Below are 22190 nucleotides of genomic sequence, written 5' to 3'. Positions count from 1 at the left end.
GGCCCCGCCCCCGGCGAACTCACCCAACGGCCCAACGGAAGGAAAGCCCGACATGACCCAGAAGACCGAGGTGCTGATCGTGGGCGCCGGCCCCAACGGGCTGGCCGCGGCCTGCGCGCTGCGGCGCTTCGGCGTCACCGTGCGCATCGTGGAGGCCGCCGACGAACCGGCCCGCGGGACCCGGGCCATCCAGCTCTGGCCGCCGACCAACGACATCCTCCGCGAGACCGGCGTCCTGGCCGAAGCCGAACAGCGCGGCAGGCGGCTGCCCGCCCTGACCTACCACCTGGCGGGCGGCCGGGAGCTGAACGTCGAACTCGGCTCGGTCAACGAGCCGCTGATGCTGCCGCAGCAGCAGACCTGCGAGCTGCTGGAGGCCGCGCTGGAGCGGCAGGGCGTGCGCGTGGAGCGCTCGACCCGGGTCACCGCCCTATCGACCGCGGACGACGGGGTGTCGGTCAAGGCGCAGGGCCCCGACGGCACCGAGGTCATCTCGGCCGACTGGCTCATCGGGGCCGACGGCTCGCGCAGCACCGTCCGCCAGCAGCTCGGCATCGACTTCCCCGGCCGGCCCGTGCCGACCCTCTTCCTGCTCGCCGAGGGCGACATCGCCGGCGGCTTCCGGCGCGACGTCGTGCACTACTTCCTGGGCCGCACCGGCTCGCTCGTCTTCGCGCCGATGCCGGACGGCAGCTCCCGCCTCTCGGCGGCGATCGCGGCCGACACCCCGCTGACCCCCGAGACCGTGCAGCGGCTGCTGGACGAGCGCGGCCCCGGCGGCCTCCACGTGCGGCGGCTGGACAACATCAACACCTTCACCGCGGACGAGCGGATCGCTTCCCGGCTGCGCCAGGGCCGCTGTTTCCTGGTCGGCGACGCCGCGCACACCCACTCGCCGCTGGGCGGTCAGGGCCTCAACCTCGGTCTCCAGGATGTCCGGAACCTCGCGTGGAAGCTGGCCGGGGTCATCTCCGGGCGGCTGCGCCCGGAGATCCTGGACACCTACGAGCCCGAGCGGCGGGCGGCGGCCGAGCAGATCGTGCGCACCACCCACACGTTGATCAAGATGTTCATGCTCGGCCCGAGGGCCGCCCGGGTGCGGAACTCCGTCTGGCACAGCCTGGACACCCTGGGCGTGCTGCGGCGCTGGTTCGTCCCCCTGCTGGCCGGCTGGCAGATCAGCCACCCCGGGCCGCTGTGGGGCGGGGCGCCGAAGCGCGCGGGCGCCGCGGCCCTGCGCGCCCGGTTGCTGCCCGCGCCCGGCACCCGCACCCCGCACTGGGTGCCCGTGCCCGACGACACGGCGGCGGACCGCTTCCGGCTGCTGACGCTCGGCCCGTCCGGTGGCGAGCTGACCGGCCGGGCACGGGAGTTGGCCGACCGCTGCCCGCACCACCTCGTCCACGAGCACGCGGCGCGGCGCGGTCCGGGCCGGGGCTTCCTGTTGCTGCGCCCCGACGGCTACATCGCCCTGACCGGCGTGACCCCGGAGGAGCTGGGCCGGGTGACGGAGCTGCTGGATGCCCTGACCGTGGCGTAAACGTGCTGATTCGTGATCGCAACGCCTTGGGTGGCCGATTCGGCGCGGCACGTGCCGCGCCAATCCGGTCCTTGTCGCGCCCTGATGATGAGGAGTTGGCCGCGGAATAGCGGAGGAGAGCGGGAATGTAGCCCATCTCCCGCGATATCGGAAGCGATTTATGGTGCGCGTCCCGGCTGCCTTTTTCATGCGTGCCCATCCCGAAGGGCGAATGGAGAAATGTGAGGTTACCTGGGTCGTCCTGTGACTTCGCCCCTTTTGCTTTCAGTTGCGTCGCCCGCACTGGTAAGATCACCTGGTCTCACTTAGTGTGACGTCGGGTGACGTTCGCGGAGAGCCTCGACATTGAAGGGGGCGCGGGCTGAGAGAGGGGGACTTACCGTGCGGCCGTTCCGTCTGCGGCCGTCCACCTGCCGCTCTTCGTCACGATGGCACCGTGTGGTGAGACATTGAAATTCCGCACTGGTTTGCAGGGGGAATGTGGCAGTGTTGATAGAACGAGAAGACCAGCTCGCAATTTTACGCACATATTTCGACGAGAGCCATGACGACCGTGGCCGCGGGGTCGTGGTCTCGGGCCCGGCCGCCAGCGGCAAGACGGAGCTCCTGTTCGCGTTCGCGCAGGAGGCCGCTGCCTTCGGGGCGATCGTGCTCAACGCCTCCGCGTTGCCGTCAGAACGAAACCTCCCCTTCGGGGTCCTGAACCAACTACTGCGCAGCTCTCGCCCGAACGCGGCGGCCGCCGAGCGCGTGCGCCGCGCCATGGTCCTTCCGGATGAAGCGGATACCGCGGACCTGGGCGGGGAAGGGGCCGGAGGGGTCCCGGCGCAGATTCTCTACAGGGTCACCATGGCCCTCCTTGAGCTCGTGGAACAAGCGGGAAGGCCGTTGGTCGTCATCGTGGACGACGCCCACTTCGCGGACCTCCCCTCGGCGATGGCGCTGCACACCCTGGTGGAACGGCTCCGCGTGCGGCACGCCTTCCTGCTGGCCCTGGGAGAATCGACGCATTACTCTCACGCGGCGCCGTTGTTCCAGGGCGAGCCCCTGCCCAAGCCGCACTGCGAGCGCATCCGGCTCGGCATGCTCTCCCCGGAAGGCACGGCCACGCTGCTGGCCCGGCAGATGAGTGCTCGCGGCGCCGCCGAACGCGCCGCCGAATACCACGCCCTCACCGGCGGCAATCCGCTGCTGCTGCGCGGCCTGATGGCGGACTCCCGCACCACTACCCCCGGCGAGGTGCCCCCTCCCGTCGTCGGGCACAACTTCTCCCAGGCTCTGCTGGACTGTGTGCACCGCTCGCCCTCCCCGGTGATCTCCGTCGCCCGTGCCCTGGCCGTGCTCGGGGAGTCGGCCGAGCCGGTGCTGGTGGGACAGCTCGCCGACGAGCGCCCCGAGGTCGTCTCCTTTGCCGTGACCGCCCTGCGCGAGATCGGCCTGGTCGAGGACTCCTGGTTCCGTGCCCCGGACGCCGCCCGGATCATCCTCAACGGCATGCAGCCGGAGGCCCGCGGCGCCACCAGGACCCGGGCCGCCCGGCTGCTGTACGCCGAGGGCGAGCCGTCCCGGATCGTGGCGCGTCAACTGCTCGGCGCCGATGTCAGCGACGTGGAGAACTGCGCGGTCGCGGTGCTCCAGGACGCGGCCGACCAGAGCATCGCGGAGGGCGACATCGGCCCGGCGCTCCGCTTCCTGCGGATGGCCCAGCAGATCGGCGGCGACGAGCAGGTCCGGGCCAAGACCGCCGCGATGCTGGCCCGCGCCGAATGGTGGTTCGACCCCTCGGCCGCGCTGCGCCGCGCCTGCGCCATGGGCGACCCCGACGACGACTCCGGGATGCCCGTCACGGAGGTGGTCGTTCCTCTCGTACCGCTGATGTGGTTCGGCGAACTGGAGCGCGCCGACGCGACACTGCGCCGGCTGGAGCGGGCCCTGCCCGACATGGCTCCCGACCTCGCCTGCAACGTCCACGCCTTCCGCCTGTGGCGGCGTTACCTGTATCCCGGGGCGCAGCCCGACGGCCCCACGGCCGCCGAGTTGTCCGCCGATCTGCTGACCGACCAGGTGGGGGACAGCGCCCGGACCATGCACCCGCTGCGGGCCGTCGTCCTCATGACGGAGGCGCTGCGGCGCGGCGCCGGCCAGGAATCGGTGGAGCGCGCCGAGCGCATCCTCCAGGAGCACCGGCTCAACGAACGGACGCTGTCATTCCTCGCGACCGCCATCATCGCGCTGATCCGCCACGACCGCCTGGCGTCCGCCGCCCGGTGGTGCGAGGGGCTGGTGGAGGAGAGTGAGGCGATGGGCGTGCCGACCTGGCAGGCCGTCTACAGCGCCCTCTACGCGGAGATCGCGCTGCGGCGCTCGGACCTCCCGACGGCCGAGCGGTTCGCCCTCCGGGCCCTGACGCTGCTGGAGGCGAAGAGCTGGGGGGTCGCCGTGGGGCTGCCCCTGGGCACCCTGCTGGAGGCCAACGCCGCCATGGGGAACTTGGAGGAGGCCGTGAAGCACCTGCGCACCCCGGTCCCCGACGCGATGTTCCAGACCCCGTTCGGCCTGCGCTACCTCCTGGCGTGCGGCCGGTACCACCACGCGAACGGGCAGTTCCACGCGGCGCTCGAGGACTTCAGCGCCATCGCCCGGCTCACCGACGACTGGGGACTGGAGCTGCCCGTGCTCTTCCCCTGGCGGATCGAAGCCGCGCATGCCTCGCTCAAGCTGGGCCGCTCCCGGGAGGCGCGGGAGCTGGCGGAGGCCCAGCTCAGGCTGTCCGGGGTGGAGTCCTACCGGTCGCGCGCCGCCGCCCTGCGGGTCCTGGCCGTCCAGCGCGCGCCCGAGGACCGGCTGACGCCGCTCCGCGAGGTTGTGACGATGCTCAGGGGCAGCGAGGACCGGCTCGAATACGCCGCGGCCCTCACCGACCTCGGGATGACGCTGTACGCGCTCGGGCGGGACGGCGAGGCCCAGGCGGAGCTGCGCCGGGCCCACCGCGTCACCCGGCAGTGCGGCGCCGAGGAGCCACCGCGCACCCTGGTCCACCATCCCGGGAAGTCCGGATCCCCCCTGCTGTCCCGGGAGACGGTCCGTGAGACGCAGCTCAGCGAGGCCGAGCTGCGGGTCGCCGTGCTCGCCGCCCAGGGCATGAGCAACCGCCAGATCTCCGGCTCGCTCCACATCACCGTCAGCACCGTGGAGCAGCACCTGACCCGGGTCTACCGCAAGCTGGAGGTCAGCCGCAGGACCGACCTGCCGCTGGCCATGGACATGAACTGCCTGATGACCTGATCGCACGGGCCGCCCACCGCGCGCCACCGGCACCCCGCGTACCCGCGCGGCCTCGGGACGGGAACGCCCGGACCGGGGTCGCGCGGTGCCCGGCCGGCGGCGACGTCCCGCTCACGCGGGGCCTCCCGCCACGCCCAGCGAGGCGCGGATCAGCCGCGCGACACCGGTGACATGCGGGTCGAGGAAGAAGTGGTCTCCCTCGAAGGCTTGCGCGTCGCACCCGGCCGACGTGCAGGTCTCCCAGGCGCGCGTGCCGGACGGCGTGGTCTGCGGATCGGTGTCGCCGGTCAGCACGGTGATCGGACACGACAGCGGCGGGCCCGGTGCCCACCGGTAGGTCTCGATCGCCGTGTAGTCCGAACGGATCGCCGGCAGGGCCATCGCCAGCAGCTCCGGATCCCCCAACAGGAAACTGTCGGTGCCGCTGAGTCGCCGCAGCTCGGCCACCACCCCCGCGTCGTCGCGCCGGTGCACCGTCCCGTCGCGGCGCGCCTGCGGCGCGTCGCTGCCGGACGCGAACAGCCGCGCCGGTCCCCGTGCCCCGGCGCCGTTGCCGGGGCGCGCGGCCAGCAGCCGGGCCACCTCGTAGGCGACGATCGCGCCCATGCTGTGCCCGAACAGGGCATACGGCGGCACCGACGGCGGGTCGCCCAGCGCGGTGACCACCGCCCGGGCCAGCACCTGGACGTTCTCCAGCCGCGGCTCGCCCCGCCGGTCCTGCCGACCCGGATACTGCACCGCCACCACCTCCACGGCCGGCGACAGCGCCCGGGCGAGCTGAGCGTAGGAGCTGGCGGCGCCACCCGCGTGGGGGAAGCAGATCAGCCGGTGCGACGCGCCCTGGGCGGCGGACGGGAAGCGCCGGAACCACAGGTCGTTCTCGATCGCTGACGTCATCGCGTGGGCGCCGCGGCGGAGTCGTACATGTGTCTTCCTCGATTCGTAGTCCGGGGGGCGGGCCGGCGGTCATCGGGGGATGAGCTCGACCGGCATGTCCAGCACGACGGTGTGCTTGTTGCTCGGCTGATAGGTGACGGCCCCGGCCTGCCGGATCTCGGCCACACGGTCGAGCAGCGCGTCGAGGAGGATGCGGAGCTCGAACCGCGCGATCGCGCCGCCCAGGCAGAAGCCGCCGCCGTGCCCGAACGTCAGATGCGGGTTGGGTGACCGCCGCTGGTCGAACGTGGACGGGGCGGGGAACACGTTCTCGTCGCGGTTCCCGGAAGGCCACCACAGCGTGACCTTCTCGCCGGCCCGGATCAGCTCGCCGCCGACGCGCACGTCGCGGGTGGCCGTCCGGCGGTTGTAGGGGTTCGGGGGGGCCCAGCGCAGGACCTCCTCCGCCGTGGGCGCCAACAGCGCGCGGTCCTCGCGCACGGCCCGCCACTGGCCGGGGTGCCCGGCCAGGCCCAGCAGGCCGGACGCGAAGGTGTTCCGGGGCTGCTCACCGCCGTGCAGCAGAAGCAACTGGGCGTTGACCCGCCGCTCGTGGTCCGTGAGCGGCGCCTCGCCCCCGTCCCCGGCGATCCGGCCGTTGGCCAGCACCGACGCCAGGTCCTCGGCGGGTTCGGCGCGCCGCGCGGCGAGCAGGTCCCCGATGTACTCCTGGCTCCCCTGCCAGGCGTCCATGGCGCGCTCGTCGGGGAGCCCGGTCCTGCGGTTGAGCAGGCCCGTGGAGTGCGCGGCCCAGTCGGCCAGCCGGTCCCGGTCCTCGGCCGGGATGCCGAGCAGCACCGCGATGCCGAGGAACGTGTGCCGCTGGACGATGTCGGTCGCGAGGTCGCAGGTGCCCCGGTCCAGGGCGGCCTCCACCACGCCGGCCGCGGCGCCCCGCAGCTCCTTCTCCACGGCGGCGGCCACCGGCCCGGTCGCCGCCGGCGTGAGCAGATCCTTGATCAGGTCGTGGCGCGGGTTGTCCATCATGGGGAGCATGACCCCGGCGTAGACCCCCACGGGCATGTCGTCGAGGTGCGAACCGCCGCCCGCGCGGCCTCCGCCGCCCTGGGGAGAGAACACCTCGGGGGCTCCGGCGGCGGCAGCGATGTCGGCGTGCCGGCTGAGCACCCAGAAGCTCTCCGCGTCGACCGACCGGCCCGGCGGGTGGCGCAGGACGGGCGCCTCCCGCCGTAGCCGCTCGAACAGCCCGTGCGGGAATCCCTCGGGCGACGCGGCGAACGCGTTGTGGTCGGTCAGGTCGAACCCGTCAAGGACGGACGGTAGTGCGCCGGTCGCGGTCACCTGGTCGGACATCTGGTCTCCTCAGCGCTGGGGGTCGGGTGCGGTGCCGGGCTCCGTCTCCCCGGCCAGGTGGGCCCACAGTCCGAGCAGCCGGACGCGGACGGCGGAGCACACGGCGTCGGCGAGGTCCTGGCTGTCGGGGCCCCGGCGGGCGCGGCCGAGCACGGCGCACATCGTCAGCAACTCGGCGGAGATCCGCCCGAGCAGCCGGAGCGTCTCCTCCCGGGCGATCAGCTCGGCCTGGTCCGGGTGCCGCCGGACCAGCTCGGCGCAGGACCGTGCCAGCCGCCGGATGTCCTCGTCGGCGGCCCGCAGGTGCCCGGCGTTGACCGGGGTCAGCCCGGCGTCCGGCGCTTCCCGCGATCCGGCCGCGGGGGCGGCGGCGGTCCCGGCGTTCCGGGCGAAGGCCGACAGCAGGAACTGCCCCGCCTGGATGTCCACCAGGAAGTCGACGTTGCCCGAGATCCGCAGCCCGCGCGCGTCTCGCTGCAGCCGCTCCGCGGGGAACGGTACGGCGCCCCGGCGGCGCTTGCTGTCCGCCGTCTCCAGACCTTCCCCGCCCAGGAGGCCCACCGTCCGGTCCGCGATCTCCCAGCCGGTCGCGGCGCAGATGTTCTTGGCGAGGAGAAGCTCGAAGACCCGGGTGGCGGGGTCCGCGGTGAGGAGTGTCCACCGCGCGACGCTCTCCGCGGCGAAGATCTCGGCACGGGTCGCCTCGACGCGACGCCGGACGGCCTCGTACTCCATCAGCGCCCGGCCGTCGATCGAACGCCGGGCGACGAACTCCCGCAGACCCCGCTCGCATTCCCGCGCGATCCCCAGCGCGGGCGCGCCGTTGAAGTAGACGGCGCTCAGCAGCGCCACGGCCATCACCGAGGTGGGCAGCCGGCCGCCGCCGGGTCCCCCGGTCAGGGCGTGCTCGCGCGGCACGCGGACCCCGTTCAGCCGGAAACCGCCGTTGGGCAGCCCGTGACTACCCATGAACGACAGCCGCGCGGTCACCTGGAACCCGGGGTCGGCGGTGTCCACGAGGAACACGCCCAGGCGCCGCTCGCCGTCCACCCGCAGCGTCGCGGCGACGGCGAGCACGCCGGCGACCGTCGCGTTGCCGATGAACAGCTTCTCGCCGTTCAGCACGTACGCCGAGCCGTCGGCGGTCGGCTCGGCCGTCGTGCCCGGCCACGCGTTGTTCTGCCCGGAGGGCTCGCTCGACGCGAAGCCGGACAGCGTGGCCTCGCGGATGTGGCGGAGCACCAGCTGCCGCCCCTCGCCCGGCGGCAGCGTCGGCAGCAGCGCCGCCACGCCCACCGCGTTCTGGATCGCCACGATCTGGGCGAGCGCCACCGACCACTGGGCGGCCCGCTCGACGACGCGGAAGGCGGCGTGGTCGGAGAGGCCGAGGCCGCCCAGCTCCGGATCGTTCCGCAGCGCGAAGTACCCGCGCGCGCCCAGCTCGCCGAGCAGCCCCGCCGGGAGCTCGCCGGTGCGGTCCAGCTCCCCGGGGTCGAGCCGTTCGGCGAGCAGCCCGTGCAGCTCGGCGGCCACCTTCTCGCCCGCGCGCGCGTCGTCGGGGTCCTGCTCGGGGAAGGCCCGCAGCATCTCCAGCGGGAGTCGCCCGGCGACGAGACCGGTCAGGAAACTCGGGGCGGCCGAAGCCGTGTGCGTGCGAGGTTCTGAGGTCATGAGGAACCCTTCACAAGAGAGCCGAAGACGCGACCGGGAATACGTCCGGGCATTTCTCGCCAGGCGGCCGAGAAGGAATTCTGGGCCGATCGTCGTCCTTCACGCTAGTGACGCCCTGCCCCTATCGCCAACCCCAGATTCGCGCGGCGGGCGCCCCCCTATTCCCGGCGGTCTCCGCACTCCCGGCACATCCTCCGGGCGGGCCGGACCACCCGCGGCCCCCCTTTCGTCCGCCGGGGAAGAGAATTAGGGGTTAACACGGGCGGGCGCCGCAATTAGCCTTTTCGGCGGGCCGGCGAAGGCTCCGGCGATGAGGAGTTGGGGGAGATGACGGTTCCTGGTACGGCGGTCGCCGGGGAGTCCGGCGCCGCGCCCGCCGCCGCACTGCGGAGGATCAAGGACGAGGCCCGCAACGGCCCGGGCGACCTGGCGACGGCGGCGCAGCACGCCCGGGGCAAGCTGACCGCCCGGGAGCGGATCGGACTCCTCCTGGACGAAGGCTCGTTCACCGAGGTCGAGCCGCTGCGGCGGCACCGCGCCACCGGCTTCGGCCTGGAAGGGCGGCGGCCCTACACCGACGGCGTGGTGACCGGCTGGGGCACGGTCCACGGCCGCACGGTCTTCGTCTACGCGCACGACTTCCGGATCTTCGGGGGCGCGCTGGGCGAGGCGCACGCCGAGAAGATCCACAAGATCATGGACATGGCGCTCGCGGCCGGCGCGCCGCTGGTCTCGCTGAACGACGGCGCGGGCGCCCGGATTCAGGAGGGCGTCACCGCGCTGGCCGGATACGGCGGCATCTTCCTGCGCAACACCCGCGCCTCGGGCATGATCCCGCAGATCAGCGTGATCCTCGGCCCGTGCGCGGGCGGCGCGGCGTACTCCCCGGCGCTGACCGACTTCGTGTTCATGATCCGCGAGACGTCCCAGATGTTCCTCACCGGCCCCGACGTCGTGCAGGCCGTCACCGGCGAGCGGGTCACCCACGACGCGCTCGGCGGCGCGGACACCCACGCCGGGACCTCCGGCGTGGCGCACTTCGCCTTCGACGACGAGCAGTCCTGCCTGGAGGAAGTGCGCTACCTGCTGTCCCTGCTGCCGGCCAACAACCGTGAACTCCCGCCCGCCGCCCCACCCGACGACTCGGCCACCCGTCGGTGCGAAGCCCTGACCGACCTGGTCCCCGCCGACGGCAACCAGCCTTACGACATGCGGGCGGTCATCGAGGAGATCGTGGACGGCGGGGAGTTCCTGGAGATCCAGGAGCGCTGGGCGGGGAACATCATCTGTGCCCTCTCCCGCCTCGACGGCCAGGTCGTCGGCATCGTCGCCAACCAGCCGCTGGCCCTGGCGGGCGTGCTGGACATCCACGCCAGCGAGAAGGCCGCCCGCTTCGTCCAGTTCTGCGATGCCTTCAACATCCCCCTGATCACGCTGGTGGACGTCCCCGGTTTCCTGCCCGGCGTAGAACAGGAGCACGGCGGCATCATCCGGCATGGCGCCAAGCTCCTGTACGCCTACTGCAACGCCACCGTGCCCCGCGTCTCCGTCGTGCTGCGCAAGGCATACGGCGGCGCGTACATCGTCATGGAGTCACGCTCCGTCGGAGCCGACCTCTGCTATGCCTGGCCCACCAACGAGATCGCCGTGATGGGCGCGGAGGGCGCCGCCAACGTCGTCTTCCGCAAGCGGATCGCCGCCTCCGGCGACCCCGACGCCACGCGCGCCGCCCTGGTCAAGGAGTACCGGGCCGAGCTGATGCACCCCTACCACGCGGCCGAACGCGGCTTGGTGGACGACGTCATCGACCCCGCCGACACCCGCGCCGTCCTCATCAGCTCCCTCGCCATGCTCCGCGCCAAGCACACCGACCTTCCCGTCCGGAAGCACGGCAACCCTCCCGTCTGAGCCCGGCGCGATCCGCCCGCCGGGCAGGTCCCAGAGGCTCGTACCGGGCGTTGGTGCCGGGCGTTACCATCCGGGACTTCGGCGGCGGCATGGCCTTCACCGTTGTGTCCACCTCGGCGGGCGCCGGTGTGACTGAGCGTGAGCCGGTGTCGCCTCGGCCGTGGCCTCCACCGCCCAGCAGATCGGCGGTGCCACGGGGCCGGCCGTCCTGGTGGGGGTCGCCAACGCCGGACCGGACTTCGACACGCTTCCCGGTCCGACCGCCGAGGAGACCGTCGACGGGCTGCGGAACGCCGGCCTGCCCGCGCGGCTGCCGCCCGTCATCGCGGGGACTGGTCGCGCCGGCGCTGAGGACGCCGGCACCTGGTGCGGATGAGGAAACCGTTCCCGGCGTCGTTCCGCGGAAGGGGGCGCCGACGCCCACCGTGTGAGAGGCAGCTCCCGAGCCGCCGATGCCGGCCGCTCACTGCGGGGGGCCTCAGACCGGGGTGGAATCCCGTGGGGGCGATATTGTTTTCCACGGACCGATTCTTTCGGTGAGTCATGCGGTTGGCCGTGCGGCATAGGGGCAATGCCGACGGCTCAGGGGTTGGCAATAGGGGCAGCGCATGACTACCCTCGAAGGCACGGGCAAGTCGCTCGAATTGGTGAACCTGTCCGTGCGCATCAGCCATCCGAAGTCGCCGCGCCCACCTGCGACGTAGGGCTGCCATGCGATTCCACACAAGTAATCCCGTTGCCCGTCCACCCTATCCCCGGACCGCTCTTCCGAAGGGTTCCACGCATGAGGTCAGGATCTTCTGGGAATTTATCGGCGGCCCCGCCGATTTTCCTGAAGAGTCTTGAATCCGGCCGGATTCAGTGGAAAACACTGCGCGCCTTTCTTGAGCAGGACACCGAAGAGCTGGGCATGGGCGGCAAGACCGCGGACGAGGTCGAGGCACTCCTCGCCGAGAAGCTGGACCCGGAGGATGTGGACCGGACACGCGACCTGCCGACGGACGTGCTCACCGCGGTCCAGTCGCGCGGATCTCTCGGACTCGGCAACCAGGCCGCGCTGGGTGGGCTGGGACTGTCGGCCCACCGCGCCTTCCGCGTCTTCGAGCGCGCGGCGAGCCGTCACCCGTGACATGTGGATCCACCGCGAGCTGATCCGGGCCGGGGGCGAGGTGACGTTCTGGACGGCCGTCCGGCAACCGGGACGAGGCCGCACTCACCGATCCGTCCGTCTTCGATGTGCGACGGTCTCCCGACCCGCATCCGACCTTCGGGTACGGCAGCCCGTTCTGCCTCGGGAACGACATCGCCCGGCTGGAGATCAGGATGCTGCTGGACGTGCTGCTGGACAGGTGGCAGAGATCCGCCGGCCCGGCCCCGTGACCCATCAACCCAGCGACAAGCACACCGTGGTGCTGGACACGCCCCTGGAACTCATCGCGCATTGATCACACCGGTGACCGTATCCCACAGGAGGAATAGGAAAATGTCCGATTACGCGACGGCTCTCGACCCCGACGCCCCTCAGGTCCTGCCGTACAACCCGTTCGACCCCGAATTCCACGCGAACCCGTACAAGGTCTTCAAGGGGCTGAGGGAGGAGAAGGGGAACGTCATCCGTACGCCAGCGGGCATCTCCGTTCTCGGCTTCGCCGAGACCTCCCAGGTCATGATGGACCGTAAGCTCGGGCGGGGTGACGGTGCGGGGGTACAGGACACGCTCGTCATGACCGACGAGGGCCCGCAGCGGGCCTTCATGTTCATGGACCCGCCGGATCACACCCGGATACGCAAGCTGGTGACAAAGGTCTTCAACGCACGGACGGTGGAACGCCTCCGTCCCCAGGCGGAGCGGTTTGCCGCCGAGCGCATGGCCGCGCTCGCCGCCCGGGCCGACAGCGAGCCCGTCGACCTGGTCTCGGAGTTCTTCCGGCCGCTGGGCACCTACGTGGTGAACGTCCTGATGGGCGTTCCGGCCGAGTACCTGGATCGCTCCATCGAGTATGCCAAGGCCGCTGAGCGAGGGCTCGACCCGACCTACACCCTGAACCCCGAGGAGCAGGAGAATCGCACGTACGCGCGGGACGGGTACATGGACATCGCCCGGGAACTGATCGTGGCCCGCCGGGCGAAGCCCAACGATGACCTGATGAGTCACCTCATCGCCGCCGAGGAAGACGGTGACCGCCTCACCACCAGTGAGCTGCTGACCACCGCCGCTGTCCTCTTCCTGCCCGGATTCCTCGCGCCACAGGGATTGATGGGGCTGTCCACCCTGGCCCTGCTGCGGAACCCCGACCAGCTTTCCTGGCTGCGCGATCACCTCGACCAGGCCGCCAGTGCGTCCGAGGAACTGATCCGGTTCGACACCACCCTTCAGATCATGAACCGCACGGTCCTGGAGAAGACCGACGTGGGCGGGGTCGAACTGGAGCCCGGCGAAGAGGTGTTCTGCCTGCTGGGCGCCGCCAATCACGACCCGGCGGCCTTCGAGCGACCCGAGGAGCTGGACCTCTCGCGCCCGGTCACCCGCCACATCGGCTTCGGCCACGGCATCCACTTCTGCGTGGCCGCGCCGGTGGCCCGGCTGGCCAACGAGGTCATGATCAGCGAGCTCAGCCGTCACCGGCTCACGCTGGTCGACGAGAACCCGCCGACCAATGGATCGCTCTCCATCCGCAGCCTCTCCAAGCTGCGGGTGGCGTTCGAGAAGAGCGCGTAGGACCGCGCGCGGGAAGGGCCGGGGCCCCGGACGGCTGCCCGGTGGGACGGCAGCGTTCGGGGCCGGGGCGTACCCCCGTCTGCCCCGGAACAAGGGCTGGTGCACGCCGAGCACGGCAAGGGCGTCTTGTCCGGCCGGTTCCCGAGACGCTCTCCGAGCGGTGCGCCGCGCGGCTCGACGAAGACGTGTACACGGCGCAGCTCGAGCAGTTCGCCACCGATTCCGGGGAGCTCTCCGTCGAGACCTTCAGCGTGGACGAGATGGTCGGCGACACGGCCCACGTCATCTCCACCGTGGGCATCCCGATGATCGACGGCGGCCTGGGCCCGCATCCTGAAAGAATTCCAGGTCAGGGTGGACGCGGAAGGCTTCATCGAGTGGGAGGTGTCGGTGGACTCCACGATCTGCCGGGCCCATCAGCACGCTGCCGGGGCGGGGAAAGGGGGCTGACCGTCCGGGCCGGCCGGGTGCGGACGGCCTTGCGGCCGAGCCGGAGGACCACGCGCTGGGCCGCTCGCGCGGCGGCCTGACCACCAAGCGCCACCAAGCTCCACCAAGTCCCACTTGGCCGCCGACGCCTCCGGGCATGTCCTGGCGGTGGTGGTCACCGGCGGACAGCGCGGCGACGCGCCACAGCTCACCGAGGTCATGAACGCATCCGCGTGGCTCGTCCGGAGGCGGGCACCCGCGCACCCGCCCGGCTCACGTGATCGCCGACCGGGCGTACTCCTCCCGGGAGATCCGCGCCTACCTGCGCCGACGGCAGATCCCGCACACCATCCCGGAGGAACGCGACCAGGCCGGGCACCGCCTGCGCCGTGGCTCGGCCGGCGGCCGCCCGCCCGGCTTCGACACCGAGCGCTACAAGAACCGCCACAAGGCCGAATGCCGGATCGGCCGCCTCAAGCAGGCCCGCGGTGTGGCCCCCCCCGATACGACAAGCTCGCCGTCCGCTATGAGGCCACTGTCCAACTCACCCTGATACGCCAGTCACTGTGACACCTTGATCAACATTCCAAACGCTGCCCAGATGTCCTCGCAACGCGTCGGTCATGACGGACGGTGCCGCGCCGGCGTGGACCGCTGGCCACCCGCGACGGCGCCTGGCCACTGGCGAGTCGCGATGCCTGATGTTTCGTCGGACGCATCCCCTCCCGGTGGTCCCGGGGGGCCAGTGGTTCGCGGCACGGGGGCGGCCAGCAGATCGACCAGGCGGCTTGGGCTTCCCGGGAAGGGAGGGGGCGCGGAACCGCTCGCGGGCGACGGTGGCCGCCTCCGGCCGGCATGGATACCGCCATGGTGGCCGGGCTGTCGTGGATCCAGCGCCGACGCACTTCAGCGGCCCACACCTGCCCACCGGATGACGGGCGACCAGCCATCCGTTCGCCTCGCGGCACGGCCACCCCGGTTACGCGGCACCTCGCGGACTGGACTTGCCGGTCCACTTTTTCCGGCGCACAGTTGGTCTCGCGGTTCAGCGCGCTGGACCGCCGTCCAGAGCCGGTCGGCTTTTCCGGCCGCAGAGAGCGAGACAAGGGATCGCGCCATGGGTGAACGTCTGCAGAACAAGACCGCGCTGGTAACGGGATCGACGAGCAATATCGGACAGGCGATTGCCGAGCTGTTCGCCGCCGAGGGGGCCCATGTCATCGTGTCAGGGCGAAGCCGGGAGCGGGGGGCGCGGGTCGCCGAGGGGATCCGCTTGAGCGCCGGGCGTGCCGATTTCTTGGTGGCGGACCTCGACGGCAGTGCGGAGGCATCCCGGGACCTGGCCGAACGGGCACGCGGGGCCTTGGGCGGGCGCATCGACATTCTGGTCAACAGCGCCGGCATCTACCCGGCCCCCGGTACCACCGCCACGGACGAGAAGACTTTCGATCAGGTCTACGCGGTGAACGTCAAGGCGCCGTTCTTCCTCACCGCTGCCGTCGCCCCGGCCATGGCACAGTCCGGTGGCGGTGCCATCATCAATCTCGGGTCATGGGTCGCGCGCCTCGGCATTCCGATCGGCGCGCTCTACAGTTCCACCAAGGGGGCTGTGGAGACCCTCACCCGGGCATGGGCTGCGGAGTTCGGGCCGATGGGGGTGCGGGTGAACGCCATCTCGCCGGGTGTGATCGTTCCCCGAGCTGCGGAAGGGAGCGGACCTCATCCGGGCGAGATCATGATGAAGGGGACCCCCGCCGGTGAGATCGGCAGCCCGGACGCCGTCGCACACGCCGCCGTCTGGTTGGCCAGCGACGAAGCCGCCTTTGTGCATGGAACGGTGGTGGACGTCGACGGGGGCCGCACGGGCGCAGCCGTCATCGCCGCGTAAGTCGCCGTGTTGCGACTGTCGGTGCTACTGCCCGGGCTCGACCTGACGGGTCAGAGCTCAGAAGCAGGGAGTCCGGCTGTAGGCCGGGTACTCAATACTACTTCAGCACGGAGCGGGGCCGGCTCGGACTGGAAAACGAGCAGTACCGGCACGACCTGGCCAGGATCGTCTGGGAGTTCAACTCCCCGACCTGGCACTTCGACGACGCCGTCTTCGACCGCACCGCGACCGCCTTCGACAACCCGGACTACGTCAGCATCGTGATCCACAACCATCGCCGGCGCCTGGGCCTGGCCGACGGCGACCCCCGATACACCGCATTCGAGCAGCAGTTGGCCGCGGGCCTCGCCATCGCCGTGCCCACCGTCGCCCTCGACGGCGAGAAGGACCCCTTCACGCCTGCCGGAGACGGCTCCTCCTACCGCGCCAAGTTCACCGGTCCCTACGCGCACCACACCCTGACTGGTATCGGCCACAACGTGCCCCAGGAAGACCCGGACGCTTTCGCCGAGGTCTGTTCTCGAAGCGAACGGACTCAGCCTCTAGTCCACATGCGGTGGCCCCCAATCCACCGCCTGCAGTAACTTCTCGGCCTTGCCTCCAGGGCCGAGAAGTTGACTGCATCGAGGTCCTGCGCGTGGCGTGCGCCGGGCGACCCGGTCGTCGACGGCGGCCTTGGTCACGCCGTCGCCGAGCGCGCTGCCCCAGCCGGTCCCTTCCACGCCCGGGACGAACGAAGCCCACCCATCCGCCGGTCCGAGCTGACGCGCCGCCTGCCTTGGGCCTCGCCGGGACCGGGCCCCGGAGTCGCGAGCTCCGCGATCCGCGACTTCTCCGGCTCTCCCGGCTCTACAACAACGATCGCTCATGTGGTCCGGCACCCCTCTCTCGATCGGCACCCCACACTCATCCCGCATAATGGACCCCAGAGTCCAGAAACCGGGAGGCTGCCCATGCCGACAGCCAAGAGAACTCCATCTCGACTGACCGACAAAGGCGCCGCGACCCGAAACCGCATCATCGATGGCGCGGTGGCCGAGATCCGGGAGCGAGGAGCCGCCACCACCACGTTGGACGACATTCGCGCCCGCACTTCAACCAGTAAGAGCCAGATCTTCCACTACTTCCCCGGCGGCAAAGAGGAGCTCCTGCTCGCCGTCACCGCCCGGGAAGCCGACCGCGTCCTGGAGGACCAGCAACCCCACCTCGGAGACCTGGCCACCTGGCAGGCGTGGCAGGACTGGCGCGACGCGGTCGTTCGGCGCTACGCAGAGCAGGGAATCCACTGCCCCCTCGGTGTACTGATCAACGAATTGGGCCGCAGCACTCCCGCGGCCCGGACGCTCACCGCGCAACTGATCGAGCAATGGCAAGCCGCCCTGCGGGCCGGTGTCCAACGCATGCAGGAGACCGGCGAGGTCGACCAGCAGCTTGACGCCGACCGCACGGCGGCCGCACTCGTCGCTGCGGTGCAGGGTGGCGTGACCATTCTCATGTCCACTGGAAGGATCGCCTACCTCGAAGCAGCGCTGGACACCTCTCTGACGCTCCTGCGCGCCACTGCCCAGCCAAGAGACTTGCGCGCTGACGCCCCCTCACCTGATTAACGACCTCGTGCATGGTTGGGGTGGAGTCGTCTCGGTCGAGGACTTGGCCGACGGTTCATTCCGGTTGTCCGGGCGGGAGTGCGGCGGCAGTGCGGGTGGTTGCCTGCTGACTGGACAGAAGTGCGGCGACGGCTCGGATGGTGTCGGGCAGTTGCTCTCGCCGTCCGTGGTGGCGGGCTGGGGATCGCCAGTTTTTCAGATGCGCGATGCCGTGCTCGACGGGGATGCGGGCGGAGGAGTGGGCGAAAGCGTGCTGCTTGGTGGTGGGCCATGAGCTACTGAAGATGTTCGAGGTGCTTGCCTCGGCGTTCGCGTGGCGGGGTGACCACCTGACCGCAGGTCTGGCCGCCAAGCCCTTGATAGCCGGCATCGGCCAGGATCCGCAGGTGGATGGTGTCGGCGAGCAGGTCGACCAGGCCCGCCTGCCGGGCCTGGGTGATGTCGGCGCAACTGCAGGGCCGTGCCTCGCCGCAGAACAGCAGTCGGCCGGAAGTGTCCGTGAGGACCAGGGCTTTCACGGCGTTCTGCTTGCTCTTGCCGGAGACGAAGCGGTTGCGGTCGGGGCTTCCCGCTGCCGGACGGCGGCCCCGGATCTCGGTGGCGTCGATGATCGCCGTCTGTCCGGTGGTGCCCAGAAGGGCGATGACGTCCGCGGTGGCGGCCACGCAGCCCTCGGCCGCCCAGGCAGGCCACAGGCCCGCTCACGGGCCGCACGTTCGTGGTGGATGCCCTGGCCACCACCGGGATCTTCCAAGAGTGGGGCCTACGCTCGCCGCTACCGATCGGAGACCGAACGACGCGATGCCCTTCCCCGACTGGCCGCACTCCTTGGGGAGGCGGGCGATGCCGAGGATGGCGTGGTGGACGCCGTCGCCTTTGAGGCGGCAGTCGCGGAGGAACTTCCAGATCTTCATGCGGGCGAAGGCGCGCTCGACGCGGGCCCGGACCTTGCGGTGGGAGGTGTTGTGTTCCTCCTTCCAGGCGGGGAGTTCGGCCTGGCCGCGTTCGCGGCGGTCGGGGATGACCAGGCCGGTGCCACGGTAGCCGCCGTCCGCGATCACGGCGGCTGTGCCGACAGCGCTCTTCGCTCCGGACAGTTCCCACGCCTCACAGTCGTTGCGGTTGCCGGGCACGGGCCGCCCGGCACCTGAGGTTCGCACGCCAGTGGCCCTGGACCGGGGTGATCATCGACGCCCTGGCACGACTCGAAGCTCTCCCGAACCCCGGCTGACGAGCACGTTCCCATCCCTACAACCAGCGCCGCCCGACCGGAACGGTGGAGCCCGGCGCCCACCCGACGCGACAGCTGGCCATCAGCCTGCCCACAACCAGTCGGAACAACCGAAACGGCCCCGCCGGAGAAACCCATGGACCGTCACGGAAGATCGAGGCCACGGTCAGACTGCGTTGGAACCCGCTCCCTTGCCGGGGGTCCAGTTCCACTCCACGATCTCCTCAGCGAGCCGCTGCAGCCTGCTGTCGCCGGGCGGGACGTCGATGTAAAACAGCGCCTCATCCGAGTGCTGGTCGTCGCCGCCCCAGCGGACCACGTCGGCACACTCGTCGAGGATGTCCCGGATTCCCGTCAACTGCCAAGGGAAGAAGCCCCCGCGCACGTCGGACGGATAGGAGCCGGGGCGGATCTGCACTGCCGTACCAGACGCCTGGTTGGACTCGGCCAAGCCCTCGGGGAGAGTCGACGGGTGGCGCCAGCCGATCACGTCGCCCCGGCGCAACTCCTCGACATCGTAGTGGAAGCGGCGGACCACATGGAGCAACACGGTTTCGACCTCTCCCATGCGGACCTGCACAGCTTCCACCGGGATGCCCGGTACAGGCCTGGTATAGATGTGGCCGCGGGCGTCCGCGGCATTCTCCGTCTCCCAACCGTTGGGTGACGGGATCCCGCTCAGGATGCGCTCTTGCGCCTCGCGGAGCTGATCGGGTTCCGGGCCTTCGGGCTGCGCGAGAGCGGGGGAGGTGAGCAGCTGAGTGCCGAGGACGGCGCCTGTGACCACGAAGGTGGCGCGGTGAAGTATCTGCCGGCGGGACAGGGGGGTGGTCACGTGTGGGTGCCCTTCGTGTGGCGAGCAATGAGGAGTCCGGTCAGGACGAGCGCGCAGATGCCGAACAGGGCGACTGAAGGGTTGACATAGGACGGGATGACCCCCTCAACTACGCGCCCGTCGTCGGTCACGCAGCCGAAGCCCAGCGGCACGAAAGTCGGCTCGTAGCCGCTGAGGCTGCGTCCGACCGCGTCATTGCACGACCTGGATTGGGCGTAGTCGTCGGTAAACATCAAGAGGATGAGTCCCCAGGTGTACACGCCGGCCGTCGCGCTCCACGCCAGCAGGGCAGCGGCCCCCAGTGGCGTCTTGCCCGTAGCGCCAGCTCCAAACAGTCTTTTGATCCCGCTGACCGTCAGCCATACGAAGGCGACGAGGCCAGTCAAGATCAGCAGGACCAGGAGCGCGCCGTCATGGCTAGGGTATGGCTGGTCTCCCGACATGAGCGGTTCTCCTGTTACATGTTGCGAGAGATGGAGTTGTACTTCTCCATCACGTAGTAGAGCCCCATCCGCTTCTTCGCCTCGCTGAACGCCGGTTCGACGGGGCCCTGGTAGCGGCGAAGGACCTCGTAGATCTCCTGGTCGGTGTAGCCCAGCGTTGGGGGACGCAGCGCTGGTGAGTCGTCATCGCCACCGGGTTTCCCGTCGATGTCCCAGCGGTGGATCAGCGCGACACTGGTAAGTGCGTACGTCTCGCTGTCGTATGCCTGCTTCCACGCGTTGTACTTGTCCTCGTCGACGGACACATCTCGTTGGGGCTGACCCGACCCGTACCCCTTGTCGAGCGCGTGATTCCAGGCTCCGATAAGGGTGACCGCCCGCTGTTTGGCGATGCCGGTAGAGGTATCCCTGATGTACTGCCTTGTTGTGTTGAAGGCCAAGATGACCGCAGCCCAGGCCGCCTCATCGTCCGGGGCGATGTGTCGCATCTCCCAGTAGGCGGTGGTCTGTATGAGCGCCTTGCGCATGTTGTGCCGCAGGGATAGTTCGGTGATCAGGTCGTCGTGCGCCCAGACGGTCCGCTCGAAACACTTCCAGTGCTGGTAGGAGCGTGTTCCCCCATCGAGAGGGAAGCCCAGGGACTCCATGTACTTGCCGACATCGGTCTCCATGGCCAGGGTGACGTCGGGGCTCAGGCGTGTGTCCGGCTTGACGGCGCGGGGTGCGTTGAAGGAGCCCTGTCCGGTGTCCCGCCCGGAGGCGATGTTGACGTCGATGTTTATCGCTCCGCTTCCGGAGCCGACGGTCTTGGTGACGATCTGGTCGTAGGCCCAGTTCGCGGGAAGCGGGTAGCCGAAGTTGCCAGAGAACCCGGACGACATGTCGGACACGAACGACGCCGAAGCATGGCCGGCCTCCGACACGCGGGTGCACACGTTGCGCGGTCCATAGACACCGACTGAATAGCGGCCGCCGTCGTCCCTGATCGCATCCTCGATGCCCTTGAAGTGCGGAAGGATGTTGTCGGTGACCTCGTAGTCGTATGCGTCGAAGTCGACGGCGAAGAAGATCCTTGCGCCCGACTTGAACCCGTGATCGAGAGCGGCATTGATAGCAGCCTGGCCTGCGGCGCGGCCCAGAGGGTAGCTGAAGTCGTCTGCGCCACGGCCGAAAGTTTGGTAGATGGGGAAACAACGCATGCCCTGATCGGCGATGGTCTGCAGCTCCCCGGACTGGATCTCCTTCTCCGGAACGTTGCCACCACCGGGGACCGGATTGGTGAGGTAGCGCCCAACGACGGTGATTCCCTCTGCTTTGAGGCTCGCGGCCCGGTCTGGGGTGATCCGGGTGACGCCGTCGCATGCGGAGCCCTGGCGGTCCTGGTCGCCGTACGATACCAGGAGCGAGGCCCAGGTGGAGAAGTCGCCCTCTCCCGTTACCGGCAGCTTGACGAACGACTGGAACGAGCGGACAGCGTCAGCCAGGGCGGAGGTGAAGGTACCGCTGAACGATACGGACCGCTGGTTGAGGAGCATGCCGGCGGTGAACAACTGCACCCAGGTACCGGACGATCCCACGGATAGCGGGTGTGCCCTGATGCCGGACTTCGTGCCGGGGCCGAAGTTTCCGTTAGCGACGCCGTCGGCCATGCCGATCGCGTACTGGACGGCGTAGAGCATAGCCGTGGCGACAGTCCTGGAGTGGTGGCCGTCACAGGGGACGATGTAGAAGTCGCGGCGGTTGACGAACTTTCCGTTCATCCACTGCTGGACGGCCCTGATCTGCTCGGATCCGCTGTTGACGGTGACGTACGGGTCCATGTTCAACAGGCCCTTGAAGACCTTCGGGACCACGTCGCTGCCAGGATAGGCGATGTCCACGCCCATGTCCGACTTGAGCGAGAGGACCGAGTCCTTAACCCGATCGTGGTACGTGCCGTCGATCCCGCCTCCGTCGTACCCCTTGCAGTACAGACCGGCCTGCACTATCCGGACGATGTTCGCCGGGGCGCTCGACTCATGGATGCTCGGGTACTTCGACTGTAGCGTGGATAATGTCGTGGGGCCGAAGTTGTCCGACAGGCTGGTGATGCCCAGTTCGTACTGAAGGGCTCGGGTGAGGGCGTACATGACGGTCCAGCTCGTCTGGCCGTTCTCGTCCAGCTTCGATATTCCCAGTCTAGCGCCGTCGTCATACGTGGAGTTGATGAAGTGTTGCGCTGCGCGCACCATCTCGTCAGCCATGGAGGTTTCCTCTCGGGCCGGAGGGGCGTCCGTCGTCCAGACCCTCCCCCTAGCAGGTCGGCTTGAGGTCGGGCACGGGTGAGTGCACGCCCGCCGCGCTCGTCTATCGCCGGGATGCTGTTCTGCATGCCTGTGCACCCG

The 22190-nt window shown here is 70.1% G+C and carries 18 protein-coding genes and 2 pseudogenes; 12 read left to right on the top strand and 8 right to left on the bottom strand.

The window, feature by feature from the left end:
• Positions 1 to 52 precede the first annotated feature (52 nt).
• Together OIE51_RS01445 and OIE51_RS01440 are read left to right on the top strand one after the other, a co-directional pair.
• Positions 53 to 1540, top strand: a complete 1488-nt coding sequence (locus OIE51_RS01445) for an FAD-dependent monooxygenase (RefSeq protein WP_326594873.1) — start codon at positions 53 to 55, stop codon at positions 1538 to 1540.
• 480 nt (positions 1541 to 2020) lie between these two features.
• A complete protein-coding gene (locus tag OIE51_RS01440) occupies positions 2021 to 4825 on the top strand; it encodes a helix-turn-helix transcriptional regulator (RefSeq protein ID WP_326594871.1) in 2805 nt (934 codons plus the stop codon).
• 111 nt (positions 4826 to 4936) lie between these two features.
• On the opposite strand, the gene OIE51_RS01435 is transcribed toward OIE51_RS01440, so the two are convergent.
• The 3 genes from OIE51_RS01435 to OIE51_RS01425 all read right to left on the bottom strand — a co-directional run bounded on the left by OIE51_RS01435 (position 4937) and on the right by OIE51_RS01425 (position 8746).
• On the bottom strand, positions 4937 to 5722 hold the full coding sequence (locus tag OIE51_RS01435) for a thioesterase II family protein (RefSeq protein WP_326594870.1): 786 nt from the start codon (positions 5720 to 5722) through the stop codon (positions 4937 to 4939).
• A 69-nt stretch (positions 5723 to 5791) separates the two neighbouring features.
• Positions 5792 to 7075, bottom strand: coding sequence for a cytochrome P450 (locus OIE51_RS01430; protein ID WP_326594869.1), 1284 nt, complete (start codon positions 7073 to 7075; stop codon positions 5792 to 5794).
• 9 nt (positions 7076 to 7084) lie between these two features.
• Complete coding sequence (locus tag OIE51_RS01425) at positions 7085 to 8746, bottom strand: acyl-CoA dehydrogenase family protein (protein ID WP_326594868.1); 1662 nt, start codon at positions 8744 to 8746, stop codon at positions 7085 to 7087.
• Between the two features lie 327 nt (positions 8747 to 9073).
• Here OIE51_RS01425 and OIE51_RS01420 point away from each other — a divergent pair, with 327 nt between their 5' ends.
• The 10 genes and pseudogenes from OIE51_RS01420 (at position 9074) to OIE51_RS01375 (ending at position 17297) form a co-directional block, all read left to right on the top strand.
• Positions 9074 to 10654 carry an acyl-CoA carboxylase subunit beta gene (locus tag OIE51_RS01420; protein WP_326594867.1) on the top strand — a complete coding sequence of 527 codons (1581 nt, stop codon included), beginning with the start codon at positions 9074 to 9076 and terminating at the stop codon, positions 10652 to 10654.
• Between the two features lie 160 nt (positions 10655 to 10814).
• Positions 10815 to 11030, top strand: a complete 216-nt coding sequence (locus OIE51_RS01415) for a hypothetical protein (RefSeq protein ID WP_326594866.1) — start codon at positions 10815 to 10817, stop codon at positions 11028 to 11030.
• Positions 11031 to 11564: 534 nt separating this feature from the next.
• Positions 11565 to 11783, top strand: a complete 219-nt coding sequence (locus OIE51_RS01410) for an acyl-CoA dehydrogenase family protein (RefSeq protein WP_326594865.1) — start codon at positions 11565 to 11567, stop codon at positions 11781 to 11783.
• Between the two features lie 107 nt (positions 11784 to 11890).
• Positions 11891 to 12034 (top strand): hypothetical protein, encoded by a 144-nt coding sequence (locus OIE51_RS01405; protein ID WP_326594863.1) that lies wholly within the window; start codon positions 11891 to 11893, stop codon positions 12032 to 12034.
• 103 nt (positions 12035 to 12137) lie between these two features.
• A complete protein-coding gene (locus tag OIE51_RS01400; protein WP_326594862.1) occupies positions 12138 to 13373 on the top strand; it encodes a cytochrome P450 in 1236 nt (411 codons plus the stop codon).
• Positions 13374 to 13694: 321 nt separating this feature from the next.
• Positions 13695 to 14009 (top strand): annotated as a pseudogene (locus tag OIE51_RS01395) (IS5 family transposase); the annotation flags it as partial.
• A 70-nt stretch (positions 14010 to 14079) separates the two neighbouring features.
• Positions 14080 to 14355, top strand: a complete 276-nt coding sequence (locus OIE51_RS01390) for a hypothetical protein (protein ID WP_326600812.1) — start codon at positions 14080 to 14082, stop codon at positions 14353 to 14355.
• Between the two features lie 564 nt (positions 14356 to 14919).
• On the top strand, positions 14920 to 15690 hold the full coding sequence (locus tag OIE51_RS01385; RefSeq protein ID WP_326594861.1) for an SDR family NAD(P)-dependent oxidoreductase: 771 nt from the start codon (positions 14920 to 14922) through the stop codon (positions 15688 to 15690).
• Between the two features lie 260 nt (positions 15691 to 15950).
• A complete protein-coding gene (locus OIE51_RS01380) occupies positions 15951 to 16274 on the top strand; it encodes an alpha/beta fold hydrolase (RefSeq protein ID WP_442811838.1) in 324 nt (107 codons plus the stop codon).
• A 369-nt stretch (positions 16275 to 16643) separates the two neighbouring features.
• Positions 16644 to 17297 (top strand): TetR/AcrR family transcriptional regulator, encoded by a 654-nt coding sequence (locus OIE51_RS01375; protein WP_326594859.1) that lies wholly within the window; start codon positions 16644 to 16646, stop codon positions 17295 to 17297.
• A 275-nt stretch (positions 17298 to 17572) separates the two neighbouring features.
• On the opposite strand, the gene OIE51_RS01370 is transcribed toward OIE51_RS01375, so the two are convergent.
• The 5 genes and pseudogenes from OIE51_RS01370 to OIE51_RS01350 all read right to left on the bottom strand — a co-directional run bounded on the left by OIE51_RS01370 (position 17573) and on the right by OIE51_RS01350 (position 22049).
• A complete protein-coding gene (locus OIE51_RS01370; RefSeq protein WP_326594857.1) occupies positions 17573 to 17962 on the bottom strand; it encodes a transposase family protein in 390 nt (129 codons plus the stop codon).
• Between the two features lie 168 nt (positions 17963 to 18130).
• Positions 18131 to 18439 (bottom strand): annotated as a pseudogene (locus OIE51_RS01365) (transposase family protein); the annotation flags it as partial.
• 255 nt (positions 18440 to 18694) lie between these two features.
• On the bottom strand, positions 18695 to 19363 hold the full coding sequence (locus OIE51_RS01360; protein ID WP_326594855.1) for a hypothetical protein: 669 nt from the start codon (positions 19361 to 19363) through the stop codon (positions 18695 to 18697).
• Positions 19360 to 19806, bottom strand: coding sequence for a hypothetical protein (locus OIE51_RS01355; protein ID WP_326594854.1), 447 nt, complete (start codon positions 19804 to 19806; stop codon positions 19360 to 19362). The genes OIE51_RS01360 and OIE51_RS01355 overlap by 4 nt, the downstream gene beginning before the upstream one ends.
• Before the next feature lie 14 nt (positions 19807 to 19820).
• Positions 19821 to 22049 (bottom strand): glycoside hydrolase domain-containing protein, encoded by a 2229-nt coding sequence (locus tag OIE51_RS01350; RefSeq protein WP_326594853.1) that lies wholly within the window; start codon positions 22047 to 22049, stop codon positions 19821 to 19823.
• Positions 22050 to 22190: the final 141 nt, after the last annotated feature.

It is taken from the genome of Streptomyces sp. NBC_01803 (genome assembly GCF_035917415.1).
In the GTDB taxonomy this organism is placed as follows: Bacteria; Actinomycetota; Actinomycetes; order Streptomycetales; family Streptomycetaceae; genus Streptomyces.
The sequence above is the reverse complement of the archived record's forward strand: the minus strand, read 5'-3'. Positions and strand labels throughout refer to the sequence as shown.